Below are 17,341 nucleotides of genomic sequence, written 5' to 3'. Positions count from 1 at the left end.
CCGTCATTTCACCTCCTTTCTAGAGTACCACGTATCGACGGCTTCGACAAGGTCAGCCTCGCAGAGGCGATTTAGGTGATACTTGGCGTTCTGGATGGATGTGTCGATAGCCTCAGAGATGTCTGAAGTTGTTGCTGGTTCGCCGTCAAGCGTCGTCAGTATCTGCTGTGCGGTATCTGAGGAGACCGTCTGGAGTACGTCACTTGGTTGCTCGTCGTCAACAATGATGTTCGTCCGTTCATGCGGCGCGTGATCAACAGGAGTGCGGTAAGGGAATGCGGTTGGCATTGGTATTGAATCGAGTCAGTTACCGTCCGGCGTAGCTGGTCACGCGATCGTCCAGTTCGAGTGATCCATCACGCCAGTGAATATACGCGATCAGTACCAGGCCGCCGAGGATGGCGAAGGCGACAAAGACGAATCCCTCTTCTCCGACCCAGCGCGATGGGCCGACGATGTCAACGGCGAGGAGCTCCGGCGTCTGCTGTGAATGTCCCAGTCCGAATATCGCGCTTTGTGTGAAATTATAGAACACGTGAAAGCCGATGCTGAGTGCGAGTTCACCGGTTAGCACGTACACGCCACTCAGTACGAGTCCAGCAATTAGGTAGTACCCGTAGTGGCTGGGATTCGTTATTTTTCCGCCGTGTAGAAACGCAAACATGAGCGTGCTGAGAGTTACTGCGAGGCCAACGGCTATCCACTGGGGAACAAACCTGTTTGATCCCTCGGCAAGGTTCTTCAACATCGCACCACGGAAGATGAACTCTTCCCACGTAGCCGCGAGGGCGATATACGCGAATACGACCACCATCGCAGGTACGAACGGTAGATCGCCGGACCCGCGCATCACGCCCACGAACGTAGCCCATCCAGCACTGAGTGACACTACGAGTGCCCCACCGTTGATTGCGGTGGCGATGATTCCACCAACAGCGAATGAGTGCCACCACTCTCGGTCGAGCGAGAGCCCGAATTCACTCACCGGGTGTCGGTCAATGACTCGTGCACTGAGGAGAATTGCACCGATGAGAATGACGCCAATGCCAGTCAGTTCAAGGACTTCCCGGACGGGGTGCTCGAACCTGGCTCGGATCGCAGTCTGAAGGATTCCGAGGAGAATGAAGGTCAGCAGGGCCGGCAGTAGCGCACGAAGTGGCGCACGCAATCGGTGTTGTTCAGTGTTCCAGACCGGCCAGAGGAGTTGGAAGACCCTCTGGTGGAGGGTGGTCGGGAGGATACGGTCAATCGTCGATCGTAACGACATATACGACTCAAGAGGACGGGTACAAGTAGCATCCCAGGCACGGCTTCTGACCCAGAAGTTGTGGCGGGTTTTTTACTATTACCGGGGTCTGGCATACACATGGATGAGGACGAGGATGCTGTCTTGGCGGTACTCGACGACGAGTATGCCCGGGCGATCCTCGCTCACCTCACACTTGAATCGATGTCAGTCGATGAACTCTGTACGGCCTGTGAGATGTCCGATGCGACGGCGTACCGTCGTCTTAACCGGTTACAGGAAGCAGATCTTGTGACCGAACAGCAGGAACTTGACCCCGACGGGCACCACTACAAGCGGTATACAGCTACAGTCGAGACTGTTACCGTCACGTTCGCTGATGGGGGCTACGAAGTAGCAGTGACGCGCTCGACAACCGATCCTGCAGACCGATTCACAGATCTATTCGAGGGGTTGTCCTGAGATGTTTCTCTTACAGTTGGATGCGACTGGAGCTGATCCGTTCATCGCACTCGGCGTGCTCGTCCTTTCCGTGGTCTCTGTAGTACTCTCGCTGACTACCGCCGTCGTTCTGGTTCGTGGTTACCGTCGAGGACCGTCTCATCGCGGGATGCTTTGGCTCGCAGTCGGTCTCATCTTCCTGATTACGGTTCCTGAGTTGCTTCGCGTCGGGTTACCGACGGTGACTGACATCGGGGCTGTCGATCGGTCGATACTCGTCAGTGGCTGTGAACTATTCGGGCTGGGGACGATCCTGTGGGTGGTGTACGGAGGTGGGATGCAGTGATAGTAGAGAGTTTGCTGGCGATGGAACCGCTCAGTATGGTATCGGTAGCTCGCGGCGTGACTGCCGTCGTTGGCCTGTTCGTCGCTACGCTGGCCTATCGTGGGTACCGACGCAATGGCTCTACGAAGATGCGGGCACTTGCCATCGGCATCGGTTTCCTAACGGTAGGGGTTTTTGCGGCTGTTATGTTCGCTGAGGTGAGTGGAGCGGAGAACGGCGTCGTCTTACTCGTACGGGGTCTCGTGACAGTCATCGGTCTCTGTGTCGTGCTGTACGCGATCATCGTAGCATAGCCGTTTCTGTCGAGAAGACGATACGACCATCCACGGACGGTACAGATTTCACCACATATTTGTCTCGGTCGGCCGGCATATTCGGTGGATGGTCCCCTTCGAAAACGCACAGTGCTACAGCCCTTCACCCGAAACGATAGCCGTTATCGTTGCGAACGTGCTGCCACTCGCCGGGGTCGTCGCTCTCGGGTGGGATCTCGTTGCGCTGGTCTTCCTCTACTGGTTCGAACTCGGAATTCTCTCGTTTTGGGCGCTCGTCAAAGCAGTGTTTGCCGGCAGACCGTCGGAGTTCGATTCCGATCCGCTGATCGGAGGCGCGCTAGCGAGCAAGCGCACCGCAATCCCGGTCCCGTTCACCGACCTTGGTATTCGGTTCTCGACGCTACCTGTCCTCGTCGTTGCCATCCCTATTCTCACACTCGTCTGGTTCTTTGCAGGTGTCACGACTGTCGGTGTGATCGGTCCTGAAACCCCTGACTCGGACGCGTTGGAGATAGTGATGATCTCCGCATTCGGAATCTTTCTCAGCGAAGGAGCCTCAACGCTTCTCGAGTATTTTCACCGAGGCGGATACCGCGATCACAGCGCCCAGACAGCGGTTCAAGGGATTTTCATGCGCGCGGCAGTAATCGGTGTCGGCGGGTTATTCACGGCAACGTTCATTGGACTCGCTGCGGACTCGGTTGCATCCGACGATCCCATCACGGCTGTCGATCCGACAGTCATCGGACTCCCAATCTTAGTCGGAATTGTCCTCGTGAAGTTCAGCTTCGATCTCGGGGGACTGTACCGCGAGCGGCTTGCTGACTTCGACAAGGCATCGTCCTTCGAACTCGGATGGGCGTACGAACCACCACCGCGTGAATCGATCGATTCAGTACGTGCTGTGAACGAGCGGCTTCGACCGACGCTCTTGGGACGATTGACCGGTGGAATTTCGACAGAGAACGTCCGACGCCATCCGGGTGCGTTGGGCGTCGGCGGATTTCTCCTTCTCATTTCTCTGCTGTTCGTGATAGGGCGCGTCTGGGACATTGTTCTCGCCCTTGTCAGCGTCAGCCTCATCGTTCCAATAGGGCTTCTCACAATCGAATACTGGTTGCGGTACGGCGGCGTCGAGTACCGGATCTCGGAGGACGAGATCGTCGCGCACGACCGACTGTTCCGGACGGGACTATGGCGGATTGAGGCGTGGGATGAAAGCGACCTGCGTGTCGAACGTGGTCGACTTCACAGGTTGCTCGATACGTCGACGGTCGTCATCGAGTGTGCTGATCAGGAGTTGTGGCTTCCACACCTAGAGGATCCCGACCCGATTCTTGACGTGTTCGATCGTCGTCCTAACGGTGTCCAGAGGAGAGGAGAGAAGTAGGAAACGAAACTTCGAAATATGAGTTAAATAATTAACACTATCTGATTCAGCGAGAGAATCCCGGCCTTCACAGTAGTTGCCGAACCTAACTCACTGCTCGACTCGTAGCTCTCGGCATGGTCGAGACAACCGAGGCAAAACAGGTCTGTCGTGCAGCCTCGACACTCGTTTACCCGGCATTAGACTTCGGGATCAAACCATGTGGAACCTACACGAGAGAGGACTTGCTCGAAGTCCTCTCTCGAATCGCTTTCGATCAAGAGTTCGCCAACACGGGCGGCAAGGCCGTCCAACTGGATCGGTCCGAGCCGGTCGACGTTACGTCGCCGGCTCGGAATCCACTCGCGAAATCACTGCTCTACCACCTTCGACAGCTTGACGCGGACGCCATCGGCGCCCAGTTCGATGGCGTCCGCGACCGCCTCTTTCAGGCCCTCCAGTCACTCCGGTTGCTTCCTTCTTGTGTCGACGTCGCAATCGACCTCCACGAGTGGCGGTTCTACGGCTCAGCCGACACAGACCACGTCCTCATCACCTACCCTGACCTCGGAACGAACCGAGCCTACTGCTTTGCGACGCTCTGTATCGTCGCTCCTGGTGTTCGGTTCACTCTTGCTGTGCTCCCGATGGATGCGAACGGCTTCCGTGCGAAGCAGGAAGCCGTTCGCTCACTTATCGTTGAAGCGCGTCGATACGTCTCGATCAGACACGTCTACCTCGATCGAGGCTTCTACCAGGTTCACGTTGTTGCAGAATTAGACCGGTTGGACGTGGGGTACATCGTCCGTGCGCGGCCGAGTAAGGGGATGAAAGACCGTCTCAGCGTCGGCGCTGAGACGGTCGTCGATGCCTATTAGATGCAGCGAAAGCGGCCACCGACAGCGTCAGTCGACGTTACTGTCTTTGCCGTGCCTCATCGAACGAGCAAGGACGAACACGTCTGGTTCGTGACGAACCTCGACGTAGAGCCAGAGACAGCCAGAGCGTACGCGGCAGCGTTCCGCCGCCGCTGGGGCATTGAGACATCGTATCGGCAGATCGGCGACTTCTTGCCGAGAACGTCGTCGTCGACGTTCTCGGTCAGATTGTTCTACTTCCTGGTCGCGGTCTCTCTGTACAACCTGTGGGTGTTGGCGAACGTCCTCCTCTCGAATGGAACGATTCCGAAGAAACCGCCCCTCTCGACCCGAATCTTCCGGCTGTTCGTCCTCCCAACGGACTACGGATAGCGGCTGAGTCACACCGACCGGAACGACCGGTCAGAACGCCCCAACTGAGTGGCAACGCTCGGGACCGCCGCTCGGCGGCGGTCCCTCGGTCTTCCGGTTCTGTTCTGTGAGTTTCTGTTTTGGAATCGCCTCAACTGAGCTGTCGAAGGAAACTGCCCTCTTCCGGTCTCGATTTGATTCGGCGTCTACTGTTCACCGCGGGGAGGATGTCATCAGTGTCTGTCCTGTCGCCAACCACTGCACAGATGTTGATTAGTTTGTTTGTCTGTTTGTCATTTCGACGAACGCATCCTCGATGGTTCCTTGTTCGACGTCGAACGAAGCGATAGTCGCTCCGGACCCCTCAAGCACTTCAAAAATACGATAGCGGCGGTCGCGGGGGCATGTAACGACGATCTCTCCATCCGCATGGGACACACGCTCGACTCCGTCGAGTTCCCGGATAGCCGTTAGTACAGTGTCGTCGGCATCAGTCTCGATTCGAAGATGACTTTCGATGCCGGCCATATCACGGAGTTCTTTCGGTGTGCCCTCAGCGATAAGGCGGCCCTCTGCAAGCAGACCTACCCGGTCACAGACTCGTTCGACTTGATCGAGAACGTGACTCGAGAAGAAGACGGTCGCCCCTCGCTCTCGTTCGGCAGTGACGACCTCCCGCACGAGCCGTACTCCGTAGGGGTCGAGCCCGGAGAAGGGTTCGTCTAGAATGAGCAGATCTGGCTCACCAGCAATCGCCATCGCGAGACCGAGACGTTGGCGCATCCCTTTCGAATAGCCACCAGCGCGCTGGTCAACTGCGTCACCAAGACCGACACGCTCGAGAACCGTCCCGGGATCACCGCTCGCGTCGTTCGCATCGAGGATGTATTCGACGTGTTCGCGACCGGAAAGCGAATCATAGACCCCGAACTGGTCGGGGAGAATACCAGTCCGTGCGTGAATTGTACTGGCCTCCTGACGGGCATCCATCCCGAGAACGATTGCAGTTCCTGTAGAGGGTCGCGTGTAATCCATCAGCATATCGATAGTCGTCGATTTGCCAGCGCCGTTCGGGCCGAGAAACCCGTACACCTCACCGTCCTCAACAGAGAGATCGAGGTCGGAAACAGCGGGTTGCCCATCGTAGCGTTTTGTGAGCCCTGACGTTTTGATAGCAGTCATCGCACTTGGAGGGGGCTACTCGCCGACTGTAACATCGGAATATCGTTCTGGAGGACCATACCTTCGATTCGTAGAATACCTGTAAAAATATTTGGAACGACTGTCCTTTTCAAATCTATTTTTATTAAACATCATCCGTATAGAAGCGAAGTCGCAGTGACCTGTTTCGGGAGTATTACATCAATACAATCATGACCCAGTATCGATGCCCTCCACCTCCGTCATGCGTACCGAATTCCGGCGATATCTCCGCGGGAAGACGCCGTGGATTATCGGGTTGAGCTTCATCCTGGTGAGCGGATTGCCGACGCAACCGGACGCAGACGTTGTCCAGGTTCTCGGTGATGCAGTCGTGTTCGTAGATGCCCAAGTTGCCGTTGCGGTCTCCGTGCCATTCGCTGCGGCCGCACTCGGCTTTCGATCGATTATCGGCGAACGTGAGAACGGAACTGCTCGGGTACTTATCGGGACCCAGCTTACTCGACGTCAATTCGTTCTCGGCAAAACACTCGGCCGTAGCGCAGCTCTCGCCGTCCCAATTGTCGCTGGAACCATCGTCGTCGTCGGCTCCGATGTCTTCCAGTATGGCCGTTTCTCGGTCCCACTACTGGTCGGACTGCTACTCATTTCCCTCGGCTATGTGTTTGCATGGGTCGGGGTGACAGTGGGGCTGTCGGCTGCGAGTTCGTCAACGGCTCGTGCTGCCGTAATCGTCTTCGGTGTAACGCTCTTTCTCGGTGGTTTCTGGAACTCCCTCACGCTCCCATTCCTCTGGCAGTTTGTAACCGGCTCCGGACCGGGCAACCAGATGGCAAATCCGGCACCCTTCGAGGCCGCAAAGTGGCTCTCGCTTCCGAGCGCGTACTACGTCCTCACCGACTGGCTTCTCGGCGTGCCTGTCGGGCCCGCGAGTGCGGTTTCCCAGGTCTCCGATGCTCTCAGAAGATCTGGGCAGGCCACATCGACGGGTCCAGTGATTCCTCTATGGACTGCCCTTATAATCGCCTCTGCGTGGCCGGCGATAGCTCTGAGTGGCGGTACAGCGGTCTTTCGATGGAATGATCTCGCCCCAGCCAGCGGGACGGGAATTCTTCAGAAGCTCCGGAATCTATCCCCGTCACACCTCCTGTTGGGCCGGTTTCAATTCAAATGGATACCCGGCCAGAACGGTGTCGTTGATTCACTCCCTGGGTCGTGGCAGCCAGTGGCTCGCCGCGAGTTCCGTCGTCTTGTTCGAACACCTGGCGTGTGGGCGCTCGGCGTTCTCGTTCTCGTTGCTGGCGTTTTGAGCCTCTCCCCGACCACACTCGTTCAGGACTCACTTGGTGCTCATGTCCCGCTGGCCGGGCTTCAAACGCCTATCGCTTTGCTGGGCGGTGTCGGTATCCTCTTTGGCACTTTCCGGACGGTCACACGCGAACGCGATACTGGGAGCATCCGGGTGACCGCAAGCACCGCGGTCTCACGGACACATACCCTTGTCGGTCTCGTTATCGGCCGTGCGAGCGCGTTCGCTGTTCCGGTCGTCGGTGCCGTTCTTGGGACCTGTCTCGTTGCAATCCCTCGTTACGGACTGGTTCCCCTTGGTACGCTTGCTGGCTTCCTGGCGGTTACTCTCGTCTTTGTAGGCTGTATGACTGGACTCGGCGTTGCAATCTCGACAGTCATACGGAGCCAATCCGTTGCTGGGACGGTGATTCTCGTGTTCACCGGGCTTCATTTTGCGTGGTTCCCGATATCGAACGCACTCTACGGTGCTGTCACTGGTACGAGTGTCAGCGGGTTCGCTCCACCGGACAATCCGATATTCGTGTTCGTACGCTGGCTCCCACCGCTCCGACTGTTCAATGTCGTTACAAACCCGATTCTCGGGGTCCCGAATTCGGCGGCATCAGCGGCCGGCGTTATTAGCGATCTGCAGGAGAACGTGTTCTCGAATATCGTGGTCGTGCAATCAGCCTATGGCTCGAACGTACCTGTGTGGTACCTGCATCCAGCAGTTGCGCTCGTCGAACTCATCTTCTGGTGTGTCATCCCGTTCGGGGTCGCACTCGCCCTCTATCAGTGGCGGAGTATTGACTAAACTGAGTATGATGGAGGTCTGGACGGCGGTGCCATCAAGTGAAAGTGTGGGAAACCGGGCTAAAATTACAGCACCACTTGCGACGATAACCACGAAGACCACACCTCGCAAAACGTTGGACTGACGCAGAGATACTTTCAATATTCCATAGCACTCGCACGTACTTAGATATATATTGGTACTACCTTCGGGCCCCAATATGGTTACTTTGTGAATAGTTCATTTATCCATGAGAGGTGGAACAAAAGCGTATAGACAGACCGCAATGCTAACCAGGATGAAAGGGAATGCCAAGGGATCTTCGCGGATAATCAGGCCGGTTGCGAGAACTGAAATTGCTACAGCAACAAGTGCCGTTCGAATCGAACGAAGATGCGCGAGAAGCGCGGTCTGTTCGTCTGTCACACATCATTTTCCACAGCTATCTTGTTTTGATGTTTTGGAATAGAGATCTTTGTGGGGGGATGTGTGCTTCAACTTGCCCTCACACCTATTTCATCACTTGAGAGTGGAAGAACGATAGCCGTTTGCTGCATAGAACTTCCATATTCAGCAGTCAGTATCGGCACAGATCACACGGGGCGGGCCGGCCCACGGCGTGGCTGCCGTCGGTGAGGAGGAGGCCCTACTCGGTCTCGGTCGGTGTGCTGATCTCGTTCCCTGTCGCGGGTTCGTAGTGGACGCGGTGCACTACGGTCTCGGTCCCGTTTGAGATTGCCGTCACCACGATCTGATCGCCGTCCTCGTGGAGGGCGACGTTCGCCCACGTTCCGGCCCAGCCGTCGGGTTCGTTGCCGCCGCCGGAGAGTTCGGTCTCCCAGCCCTCGATGGTCGACTCGACGCGGATCGCTTCGGCCTTGATGCCCGGCGTATCGGTCATGACCACTTGCGCCCACTCGACGTTCGAGACGGCGCCGTCGGTGTCTTGGTCGTACTCCCAGTCCACTTCGGCAACCACGTCGTGTTCCGTGTCGACAATCTCGGGGTCAAAGACCTCGCTGGGCTCGTCGGGGACGTCGGGACGAGTCCCAACCCAGAACACCCGCCACTCCCCGGACTCGCGGAGCAGCACCCACGTCTCGCCCATAGAGAGATTCGTCGGTTCCGACGCCGCCTCGACGAGCACTCCCGAACGACCCGAGAAGGCGTCGTTGAGTTCGCCGTCGTCGAAGACGAACCCGGCGGCCTCGAACTCGCGGATCTGCGCCGGCGTCGGGTCCGACTCGACGGTCTCGGCCGTATCGGGGTCGAATGCCGGCGGCGAGTCGGGGAACGTGACCTCGCCCGCGTCGATCGTCGGGACATACGGGCTCTCGTCGTGAACGGTCTCGCGGAGTGCATCGGCATCACCGGCCGAGACGGCCTCGAAGTACGCCTCGATCGTCGCGACTGGGTCGTCGGTCTCGGCCGTTTCTGTAGGCGAGTCAGTCTCCGTGGGCGAGTCAGTCTCCGATGGTTCAGGGGACGCAGTCCCAGGGTCACCAGAACTGTTGTCGTCAGTAGTGAGACAGCCACTCAGGCCAGTCACGCCGAGCGCTCCGGCGAGATGGAGGTAGGTTCGTCGTCGCATAGGTGAACGTTCCCGTGTCGGGCCCTTAACACGTGGAACCGTGTTTCCGAGTCAGCAACGGGGTGCTCACAGGGTCCGGACCGTTGGGAGGGGTACGCGATACTGCGTCGTACGGACAATAAACGCGGCAGCATCCTGTTGGACGACCTGCACGACCAACGAGGAGGCCAGCCCATGCCGTCTTTTGATCTGCAGGGTGCAGTAGACGGTGCCAAATCGACTCACACGGCGAACTCATTTGAGCCGTCGTCAAAGGTGAGCCTCGGACGACGAGAGTGCTTACTCCTGCTGATGTATCGATCCACAGTTTCCTACCTACGTCTTCGAGAGACTCACCGACTAGGTCTGACTCTCTGACCCCGCTGTTCGCCGTATTATTCGACTTCTCCGCTACGGAGCGGTACACTGGTCGTGCTTCTCCCCGCCTTCTCAAGCGAGTACCTGATGTTCAGTACAGTGGACTCACATATCGTTCAAACAGCCCTAATGAGATACTTGATAGACATGTCGTACGAAATATAGAGGACAGCGGATCCATGGCGTACTTCCAGTCGCCTCCTGCATCACGTGTTCAGTCTGAAGTGGCACGCGGTTAACCGAGTGGGCAGATCGATGGCGGTGGGTCTTTCAGGTATTTCGTAATATGGGCAACCATGTCAAAGTACGACCCAGTTGAGTCACCGGATGAAACAACTGTGTTTCCGTACCATGAACTAACCTCCCCGACGACCACAGACGTCTTGTGCGCCCGCAACCGTGTCAGTCAGCACCTCCCCAAAACACCATTGGTCCGAAGTGAAGTGTTATCTGCCGAGTTCGACGCTGACGTGTATTTGAAGCGGGAGGATACGCTGCCGACCGGTGCCTTCAAAGTCCGTGGTGGTATCAACTTGCTGTCGACCCTCGCCCCCGATTTTCACGACCCGGGTGTAATCGCTGCCAGCACAGGCAACCACGGACAGTCCATCGCCTACGCCGGACGCCAGTTCGATATCCCCGTGACTATCGTGGTTCCGGAGGACGCGAATCAGTCAAAGGTAGCGGCGATGGAGCGTCTCGGTGCTACGGTCATGTTTTCCGGCACTGACTTCGATGATGCCCGCGTGCACGCCGAAAAGTTGGCGTCCGAGAACGGCTATCGATACGTGCATTCGGCAAACGAGCCAGCACTCGTGGCTGGCGTGGGCACAGCTGGTCTGGAGGTTGTCGAAGAACTGCCTGACATTGACTATCTGTTCTGTCCGGTCGGCGGTGGCTCCAGTGCGTCAGGCTACTGTCTCACAGTTGGGGCGCTGACCGACGCGACCGTAATCGGTGCTCAGTCCGAGGCTGCACCCGCGATGTATCGGGCGTGGGCGAACGACCATCTTGAACCACATGACCGAATGGAGACTCTTGCCGAGGGAATCGCCACACGTGTGCCGTTCGCCCTTACAACGCAGCTGCTTCGTGACCGTCTCGATGACTTCCGACTTGTGAGTGAAGACGCCATCAAGCAGGGGGTTGGTGATCTCTACAGAGCAGAGCGGATTCCGATGGAAGGTGCGTGTGCAGCGAGTCTCGCGGCAATGCGACAGCGTGCAGATGAACTTACAGGGGCTACTGTCGTTTTTCCGATTTCTGGTCGAAATATCGAGCTTGAGAAGCTTGAGGCGTTAGTTGCTGAGACCATCTGACGACAGACTGACTGTCTCTGTTGAAATTGGATTCGGTGATTTACGGTCGTACTTTTAGAACGGGAACGATGTCTTGACTATCGACACCAACCAGTGCAAGATATGGGCCCTAGCCCCTGTATCTTGCACAGGCTATCAAACACGTCTGGATTCTAACTGAAGCCTCGCCAGTCATTACGCAGGCTTGTCTCCATAGCTATTTCATAACTTGAGAGGTGAAATGAAAAGAGGTCGTGTGCTGCATAGCACCGCGTACCAACCGAAAAAATGCTACCAGTTCGACGAGATCTTCTGAAATCCGTGCGAGATATAGGACGTGAGTCTTATGTGACAGGGCCGAACGGACATGGTCCATATCAACCAACGTAGTTCACGTATATCCCTTCTCACTGTCACTAACCTTTATACATCTGACCTACCAGCGAGTCATTCACCAGTTCCCGTCTCAGTGGCTGTGGTGAATCACCAGATGTAGCTTGATTTCACGGTTTCAGCGACTGCTTGATGTTGTGAACGGCACACATCAAAAACGAGTTCACGAAATTCACCGTACCAATTTCGCCCACGTATGGTGTCGCCGAGCGTGCGCTTAATCGTGGAGAATACGGTCTCACACATCACTCTCTGGCGGTATCGAGGCCCATCAACCGCGCGCAGACCGTGGTATTGCGCCTGCTCACCGTGTAATTCGGTCGGGAAGGGGAGGATATTACTGGGTTGGGCATAGCCCGGCTGGGAGCATGTGGGGCCTGTCCCCACACACGGTGAGGATGAAACAATCACGTCGGAGGACGTGTGTGAGCGGGGACCAAGTCCCACTTGACAAATCTGGAATTGAGGATAATAAGTTTTCAGTTTTCCGTCGATGGACACCGTCGCGTGGCTATACCGTGGCCTGTGTGGTTACGAGAACTGAATTTAAACAGTCGATTAGCCAATACACAGCGTCAGTATGGACGACAATCGACAATCATGAAATAAAAAGGCTGGCGCGGTCGTTACTACACCATCGATTCGGCGATGTCTATCACCGTCGATTGGGAGACTGACCCGTATATTGTGTACTGGTGGTCGCCAGTGTTCCACACGAGGATAGACATATTCGAGTTGCCAGCGTTGAATTCGTTGTAGTAGCCGGTGTGGTCACCGACGGTCACGTTCTCGAATTCGTCGCTCTCGCTGTAATAGCTACTGACTCCTTCGCTGGTGGTAGACTGTGAGAGCGTTATCGATCCGTCGTCGCCGTCCGTGTACGAGAGTGAGACTGACGAGTTGTCCTCACCATCGCTCACGTAGCCACTCTCGAACGTGTAGTTGGTCGGTAGTTCCGGCTCAGGAACGGACTGGCTCGTATTCTGTCGCAACTCGCTCTCGGACTCATATGACTCGATATCCGGTGTTGAGTAGTCCGGTCGTTCAGCATCTTCTGGGATATCGATGCTGAACCGCTCGTCGGAAATCGTCTCGTTAATACTCACGTTGGTGAACTGGACCGACGTTTCGGAGTTGTAGCGGTCGGAATCCTCCGACATCTCGTACTGGACTGGCATGTACGTTTCTGCGTTAATCCAGAGCGTAACGTCGTGCTCGGCGTCGCTGTAGTCGTACTGTGGATTGATATCCAGTCGATAGGTTTCGGTTCCGTTGAGGAGGTCAGTCTCTTCATATGTCACCTCGCTTTGGTTATTCAACACGAAAGGGAAGAACCCGTTGTCTCTTGGATCCGCCCCTGAGAACGTAATATTGGTAGTTCGAACGGTTTTTTCCTCGACATCGTACCTGACACTCGCTGTCTCATTCCGCACAGATATCGTATCGGCAGACTCGGATTCAGTACGCATCTGTTCATCGGCAAAGTCAATCCACATCGAACTGGTCGATGAGGAGGAATAACTCTCCGAGGAATAGTTGTTATGCACCGTGAAGGACAACGTTTCAATGGAATCTAACTGCTCCTCGTGTGTCTCAAGTATCTGCTCGGCAGTGAGATTCGCTTCGCTGTCGGTGGGGTTCTGTACATCAGTTTGACCCAAAGTATCCCCCTGTGTCGGGGCCGCTGCGGCCGGACTAATAGCGCCGGTAGATGCAATGAGCAGCACCGACAACGCTACTGTGAGGATTCTTTTGGAGGGCATCAGCTTCAGCATTGCAGTCGATACATACCCTGCTATTCTCATAACCGCGGTGTAGACTTTCACGACCGCGGAGCGTCCACAAAGTATAAATAATCGCAACGCTCCTTCAGCATCCACGATACGACCGCCAGTGTCCGTTTTCAGGCCGTTCGATACGAATGCGACAGACTTGAACCCAAGCGATAGATCGATATCTGTAACATTTTTCGGTGGTGCAGATACGTCACACACATGGTCCCCCTCAACTCCCCGGTATCACTATTGCTGATTGGATTCGTCGGTATTATCGCGTTGAGTTTGCTCGCTTACTGGTTACAACAAGCACGAGACATGATGACGCCCTCGAATGGCGATCACACCGTCGCATGGGTGCTCGGATGCGGTGCTCTAATTGTCATGGGCGGGGCACCAGGAATCGTCGGTCTTGGACTGTATCTAACTGTTGAACGTGACTTGGCGATTGATGTACTGTTCGTCCTCACCACAGCAGCCGTTGCATTGTTCGGTATTGGATCCCTTTTCATCGTTTGACCGTATCGACCTCAGACAGTCAGTCTGACCGACAATCTCGTTTGCTGACTAAGCGGTCGCAATGTAAGTATGACTATTGCATTGGAGTGTTCATCTATTCTAAGAAGAACATATTTCAGATGAGGTTCAGTAAAGAAGATGATATTAATCACACAGGGATGGGCGTTGGAACCGTGATTGGAGCAGGACTTGGGGTTGCGCTCGGAGTTGCAATAGGCAACCTCGTTTTGGGCACCGTGATTAGTATGAGCTCTGGGATTGCAATCGGTGCTGGATTTCCAATGCGGTGAGTACAGGTGATACAACTACTGCCAAAAAACATATAGCCGCGAGCTATCCATTCAGTAGATGAACAACAGAGTCATTGGAATGCTTGCTTGCGGTAGTTCACTGATAGCTCTGAACCCGTCGGTTCCAGAGTCGATATCTCTAGTACCCACTCAGCTATTAGTACTGTTGCTCGGTGGTGTACTATCGGCAGTCGGCGGCTTGCTCCTACTTCGAGATCTACTCCACTCACAGAGTGCGGCCAGTTGAACCCCTTTTGTGGAAAGATAGACAATAGTTCTCTCTTCAATCCGCAGCTTAGACCGGACGGGGTGTTCCACTGGAAGCGCGAAACTCGGGAGGCCACCAACAAGCCCAGTTCTGCAGCAGTGAGTTCGAATTGATCACCCCGCTCAGTTGGTGAGGAGTTCGGGTGTGACGATCATAATTACGAGCATGCTCACCAGCACGACGAGTGCCGTGAGTCGCATGACGCCGGCTGCCCCTCGTCGAGGTTTCGGCAGGGACTCGGCAATGCCAAAGAGAGCCATCCCGGCGATCAGAAACAGTCCAGCATAGAACGGTGTCGCTCTTTCTACAATGACGTAGTACCCTTGCTGCCCGGCCAGCAGAAGTGCGCCACAGAGGTAGACCAGTGCAAGACCTCTGGAGGGTTCGCCGAACACGGTTTTATCAATGATGGAGGGCATCGAGCGTGTCGTCTCCCGCGAGGTTCAAATGTTGCGGGGATTCGCGTACCCGCCGCTGAGACGAGTATGGTTTGATCGTGAAACGGTTCTGATGGCTCTGACCGACGCGCGCGCGCTGTATTCAGAGGTTCTCAACACATCCGATACTGACAGAAAGCTAGGTATGCGGGATTCCGCTACTATCCAGAATCAAATCTGCCGCATCGTCGTCACAGCCTCTAGGCCGGTCACCCTCCACTGATACCGGTTCCAGACAGCCTCGATGCGCTCGAAGCCGTCGTCCGGCCGCGGCTCAAACCCGATTTCCTGCTTGGGAACGCGAAGAAGTTCATTTTGAGTCCGAGCAGTAGCGACGGGGTTGCCTGCGACACATCGACTGGCACTGAATCGTGGGCAAGTGCGCGTTCTTTCACAACTCCATCACCGTCCTTGTGACCATCGCGAACGAGATTACGCGTCAGTCGGCGTGACTGACACGCGTTCTTTGCACCCAGCAGAAAGGGTTAACAATTCCACAAATCAAACACTACCGACAACCGGTAGTATCTCAACTAGATTGCCGAGATTGGACCCAAGAGCGACTAAGCCGATACCACTGAACGCTATGCCGAGAACAAGCAGGAAGAGTCCCCGAGCACCCGTCCTCAACGCGGCACTTTCTGGCTCATCGTTTGCCACTATCAGGTGTCCCTCCTCCGGTGTCATGACTGCATCTGCATCTGCGGCCCCTCGTTCCGGCGCTGTGTGTGCTTCCCCGACGACATGTACCCTTTCGCCGACACCGAGTGTGCCCTCCACCAGCTCGATTGGACTATTGAACAAGCCGGAGTCCGTGTGCGCCGACGGCTCCAGATCGAGTCTTGCTTGGTCTACCTGTTCCAATAGTTCAGCACCTGTGACTGTGTCTATCTCATGGTCCAGTGAGAGACTCTCGTCCATAGGGTCGACGTATATCTCCCCCATCTCATCAGCGACGATGAATGGACTGCATCCGATGCCTGCATCAATAGATGGATCCCCGGTCCCCTGCACCTGACGGGTAATGTTATACTCGTATGCTACGCACTTTTCTCCCCGAATCGGTGATACGAGGGTGTGGCCCGGCCGAGGCGGGCGAACGGTCCCCTGGATCCGAACCAACCCATCGGCCGCGACAGCCTCACGAAGTGGTACTGCGTCGACGGTCGATAATCTCCACCAGTTGCGTATACCCTTAATACCACTAATCGTCGCGCCCGCCCCGATTGCGGTTGCGATGACCCCACCGGCTACTCCGGGCAGAACTCCGTAGACACCCAGTATGAGAGGTCCGAACAGGACAGTGCCCGCGAGAGTGCTGTCCACAGGCATATGTCGTTATTCTGTACTCTCAGTATTAAGCGACGTTGCTTGTCGAGCGGGAAGTTTTCCATATGAACTATCGACGACTTCGGGCTTTCTGCACATCGTTCTGACAGCGAAAACCGACGCCGCCAAGTAATCCACTATCACCTATTCTAGTCAAGAATGGGTAGAACTGGCGCACAGAACGACTCACTAGACGATGGTGAGCGGAACGGCTCCTGGCTTTGGGCCACCGTGCTTGCTATCCAACCGCTTTTGACAACTATTGGGTTGGTGGGTCTTCTCCTGTTTGCTCTCGTCAGTACTGCAACATCGTCGTTGCAACTTCCGAAGTTTCTCCCATTGCTCCCAGGGGCAGTGGCGCTCATTTGTATTGGGCTGGTCCACCTGTACACGCCGGTATATTTCGCCGGACTGGTACTGGACATACGGCAAGTGCGGCAATCCAGCAGCGTCTGGCGCCCGTCGTGGTGGTTCCTGCTTGGCGGCGGTGCTCAACTCGTCTACTTCAGTATCCCTCTCATACAGGCCTACGGAGGCGAAACATTTGAAGAACTCGTGTTCGGCACGCTCGAAGTAATGGCGCTGTTGGTCGCCGGAATAATAACGACAAAGTATCTACATGATCGCGATAGCCATCTGTCCCGTGCACCGATGCTCATGTCATTGTGGTCTAGTGTATGGCCGGGCAGCAGTGTTTAGCTCCTACTCTCCCCAGCTTGGACCACAAGGAGACGGCTCAAATATGTCTCAGATAGCTCCATAGAGGGGCCGCACGATTATGGCTGTCATCCCTGTAGCGATTACGAACGCCCAGCCGGTTATGCGGACGCGTCGGCCGTACTCGGGTAACTAATCGCTGTCAACGCTGACTGAGCAGAAGCCATATCGCTAAATTAGCGTCGGCTCAGTGTAACTATACGGTCTTTCCGTAGCT

Annotated in this window: 19 protein-coding genes and 1 pseudogene; 11 read left to right on the top strand and 9 right to left on the bottom strand. The window is 55.8% G+C overall.

Going from position 1 to position 17,341, the window contains the following annotated elements; genetic code table 11:
• Positions 1-3: 3 nt before the first annotated feature.
• On the bottom strand, positions 4-288 hold the full coding sequence (locus VJ162_RS16205; protein ID WP_324665768.1) for an ArsR/SmtB family transcription factor: 285 nt from the start codon (positions 286-288) through the stop codon (positions 4-6).
• Between the two features lie 19 nt (positions 289-307).
• Positions 308-1,267: a CPBP family intramembrane glutamic endopeptidase gene (locus VJ162_RS16200; RefSeq protein WP_324665767.1), complete on the bottom strand. Its 960-nt coding sequence runs from the start codon at positions 1,265-1,267 to the stop codon at positions 308-310.
• Positions 1,268-1,366: 99 nt separating this feature from the next.
• Here VJ162_RS16200 and VJ162_RS16195 point away from each other — a divergent pair, with 99 nt between their 5' ends.
• The 6 genes from VJ162_RS16195 (at position 1,367) to VJ162_RS18620 (ending at position 4,927) form a co-directional block, all read left to right on the top strand.
• Positions 1,367-1,708: a winged helix-turn-helix domain-containing protein gene (locus VJ162_RS16195; protein ID WP_324665766.1), complete on the top strand. Its 342-nt coding sequence runs from the start codon at positions 1,367-1,369 to the stop codon at positions 1,706-1,708.
• Between the two features lie 148 nt (positions 1,709-1,856).
• Entirely contained in the window at positions 1,857-2,033 is a 177-nt protein-coding gene (locus VJ162_RS16190; RefSeq protein ID WP_324665765.1) for a hypothetical protein, read from the top strand.
• Between the two features lie 20 nt (positions 2,034-2,053).
• Entirely contained in the window at positions 2,054-2,326 is a 273-nt protein-coding gene (locus VJ162_RS16185; RefSeq protein WP_407066870.1) for a DUF7521 family protein, read from the top strand.
• 88 nt (positions 2,327-2,414) lie between these two features.
• Positions 2,415-3,698, top strand: a complete 1,284-nt coding sequence (locus VJ162_RS16180) for a DUF6498-containing protein (RefSeq protein ID WP_324665763.1) — start codon at positions 2,415-2,417, stop codon at positions 3,696-3,698.
• 116 nt (positions 3,699-3,814) lie between these two features.
• Complete coding sequence (locus VJ162_RS16175) at positions 3,815-4,555, top strand: hypothetical protein (protein WP_324665762.1); 741 nt, start codon at positions 3,815-3,817, stop codon at positions 4,553-4,555.
• Positions 4,556-4,645: 90 nt separating this feature from the next.
• Positions 4,646-4,927: a hypothetical protein gene (locus VJ162_RS18620; protein ID WP_324665761.1), complete on the top strand. Its 282-nt coding sequence runs from the start codon at positions 4,646-4,648 to the stop codon at positions 4,925-4,927.
• Positions 4,928-5,179: 252 nt separating this feature from the next.
• On the opposite strand, the gene VJ162_RS16165 is transcribed toward VJ162_RS18620, so the two are convergent.
• On the bottom strand, positions 5,180-6,088 hold the full coding sequence (locus tag VJ162_RS16165; protein ID WP_324665760.1) for an ABC transporter ATP-binding protein: 909 nt from the start codon (positions 6,086-6,088) through the stop codon (positions 5,180-5,182).
• Positions 6,089-6,311: 223 nt separating this feature from the next.
• Between VJ162_RS16165 and VJ162_RS16160 the strand changes: the two genes are divergently transcribed.
• The gene (locus VJ162_RS16160; protein WP_324665759.1) at positions 6,312-8,171 is read left to right on the top strand and encodes an ABC transporter permease; all 1,860 of its coding nucleotides are present in this window, start codon (positions 6,312-6,314) and stop codon (positions 8,169-8,171) included.
• A gap of 219 nt (positions 8,172-8,390) precedes the next feature.
• On the opposite strand, the gene VJ162_RS16155 is transcribed toward VJ162_RS16160, so the two are convergent.
• A complete protein-coding gene (locus tag VJ162_RS16155; RefSeq protein ID WP_324665758.1) occupies positions 8,391-8,576 on the bottom strand; it encodes a hypothetical protein in 186 nt (61 codons plus the stop codon).
• 220 nt (positions 8,577-8,796) lie between these two features.
• Positions 8,797-9,741, bottom strand: a complete 945-nt coding sequence (locus VJ162_RS16150; protein ID WP_324665757.1) for a hypothetical protein — start codon at positions 9,739-9,741, stop codon at positions 8,797-8,799.
• Between the two features lie 653 nt (positions 9,742-10,394).
• Between VJ162_RS16150 and VJ162_RS16145 the strand changes: the two genes are divergently transcribed.
• A complete protein-coding gene (locus VJ162_RS16145) occupies positions 10,395-11,417 on the top strand; it encodes a threonine ammonia-lyase (RefSeq protein ID WP_324665756.1) in 1,023 nt (340 codons plus the stop codon).
• A 482-nt stretch (positions 11,418-11,899) separates the two neighbouring features.
• Here the strand turns inward: VJ162_RS16145 and VJ162_RS16140 are convergent.
• Positions 11,900-12,065 (bottom strand): annotated as a pseudogene (locus VJ162_RS16140) (transposase); the annotation flags it as partial.
• Positions 12,066-12,418: 353 nt separating this feature from the next.
• Complete coding sequence (locus VJ162_RS16135; RefSeq protein WP_324665755.1) at positions 12,419-13,615, bottom strand: DUF4367 domain-containing protein; 1,197 nt, start codon at positions 13,613-13,615, stop codon at positions 12,419-12,421.
• A gap of 168 nt (positions 13,616-13,783) precedes the next feature.
• Between VJ162_RS16135 and VJ162_RS16130 the strand changes: the two genes are divergently transcribed.
• Together VJ162_RS16130 and VJ162_RS16125 are read left to right on the top strand one after the other, a co-directional pair.
• Positions 13,784-14,083 (top strand): hypothetical protein, encoded by a 300-nt coding sequence (locus VJ162_RS16130; protein ID WP_324665754.1) that lies wholly within the window; start codon positions 13,784-13,786, stop codon positions 14,081-14,083.
• A gap of 119 nt (positions 14,084-14,202) precedes the next feature.
• Positions 14,203-14,373 carry a hypothetical protein gene (locus VJ162_RS16125; protein ID WP_324665753.1) on the top strand — a complete coding sequence of 57 codons (171 nt, stop codon included), beginning with the start codon at positions 14,203-14,205 and terminating at the stop codon, positions 14,371-14,373.
• Between the two features lie 390 nt (positions 14,374-14,763).
• Here the strand turns inward: VJ162_RS16125 and VJ162_RS16120 are convergent, their stop codons facing one another.
• Positions 14,764-15,060: a hypothetical protein gene (locus VJ162_RS16120; RefSeq protein ID WP_324665752.1), complete on the bottom strand. Its 297-nt coding sequence runs from the start codon at positions 15,058-15,060 to the stop codon at positions 14,764-14,766.
• On the opposite strand from VJ162_RS16120, the gene VJ162_RS16115 reads away from it, so the two are divergent.
• On the top strand, positions 15,050-15,301 hold the full coding sequence (locus tag VJ162_RS16115; RefSeq protein WP_324665751.1) for a hypothetical protein: 252 nt from the start codon (positions 15,050-15,052) through the stop codon (positions 15,299-15,301). The two genes, VJ162_RS16120 and VJ162_RS16115, sit on opposite strands and share 11 nt — an antisense overlap.
• Positions 15,302-15,579: 278 nt before the next feature.
• On the opposite strand, the gene VJ162_RS16110 is transcribed toward VJ162_RS16115, so the two are convergent.
• Positions 15,580-16,410: a hypothetical protein gene (locus tag VJ162_RS16110; RefSeq protein WP_324665750.1), complete on the bottom strand. Its 831-nt coding sequence runs from the start codon at positions 16,408-16,410 to the stop codon at positions 15,580-15,582.
• Positions 16,411-17,341 lie beyond the last annotated feature (931 nt).

Source organism: Haloarcula sediminis, from assembly GCF_035656455.1.
Lineage (GTDB): Archaea > Halobacteriota > Halobacteria > Halobacteriales > Haloarculaceae > Haloarcula > Haloarcula sediminis.
Note: the sequence above shows the minus strand (reverse complement) of the source record. Positions and strands in the feature narration are given on the sequence as shown.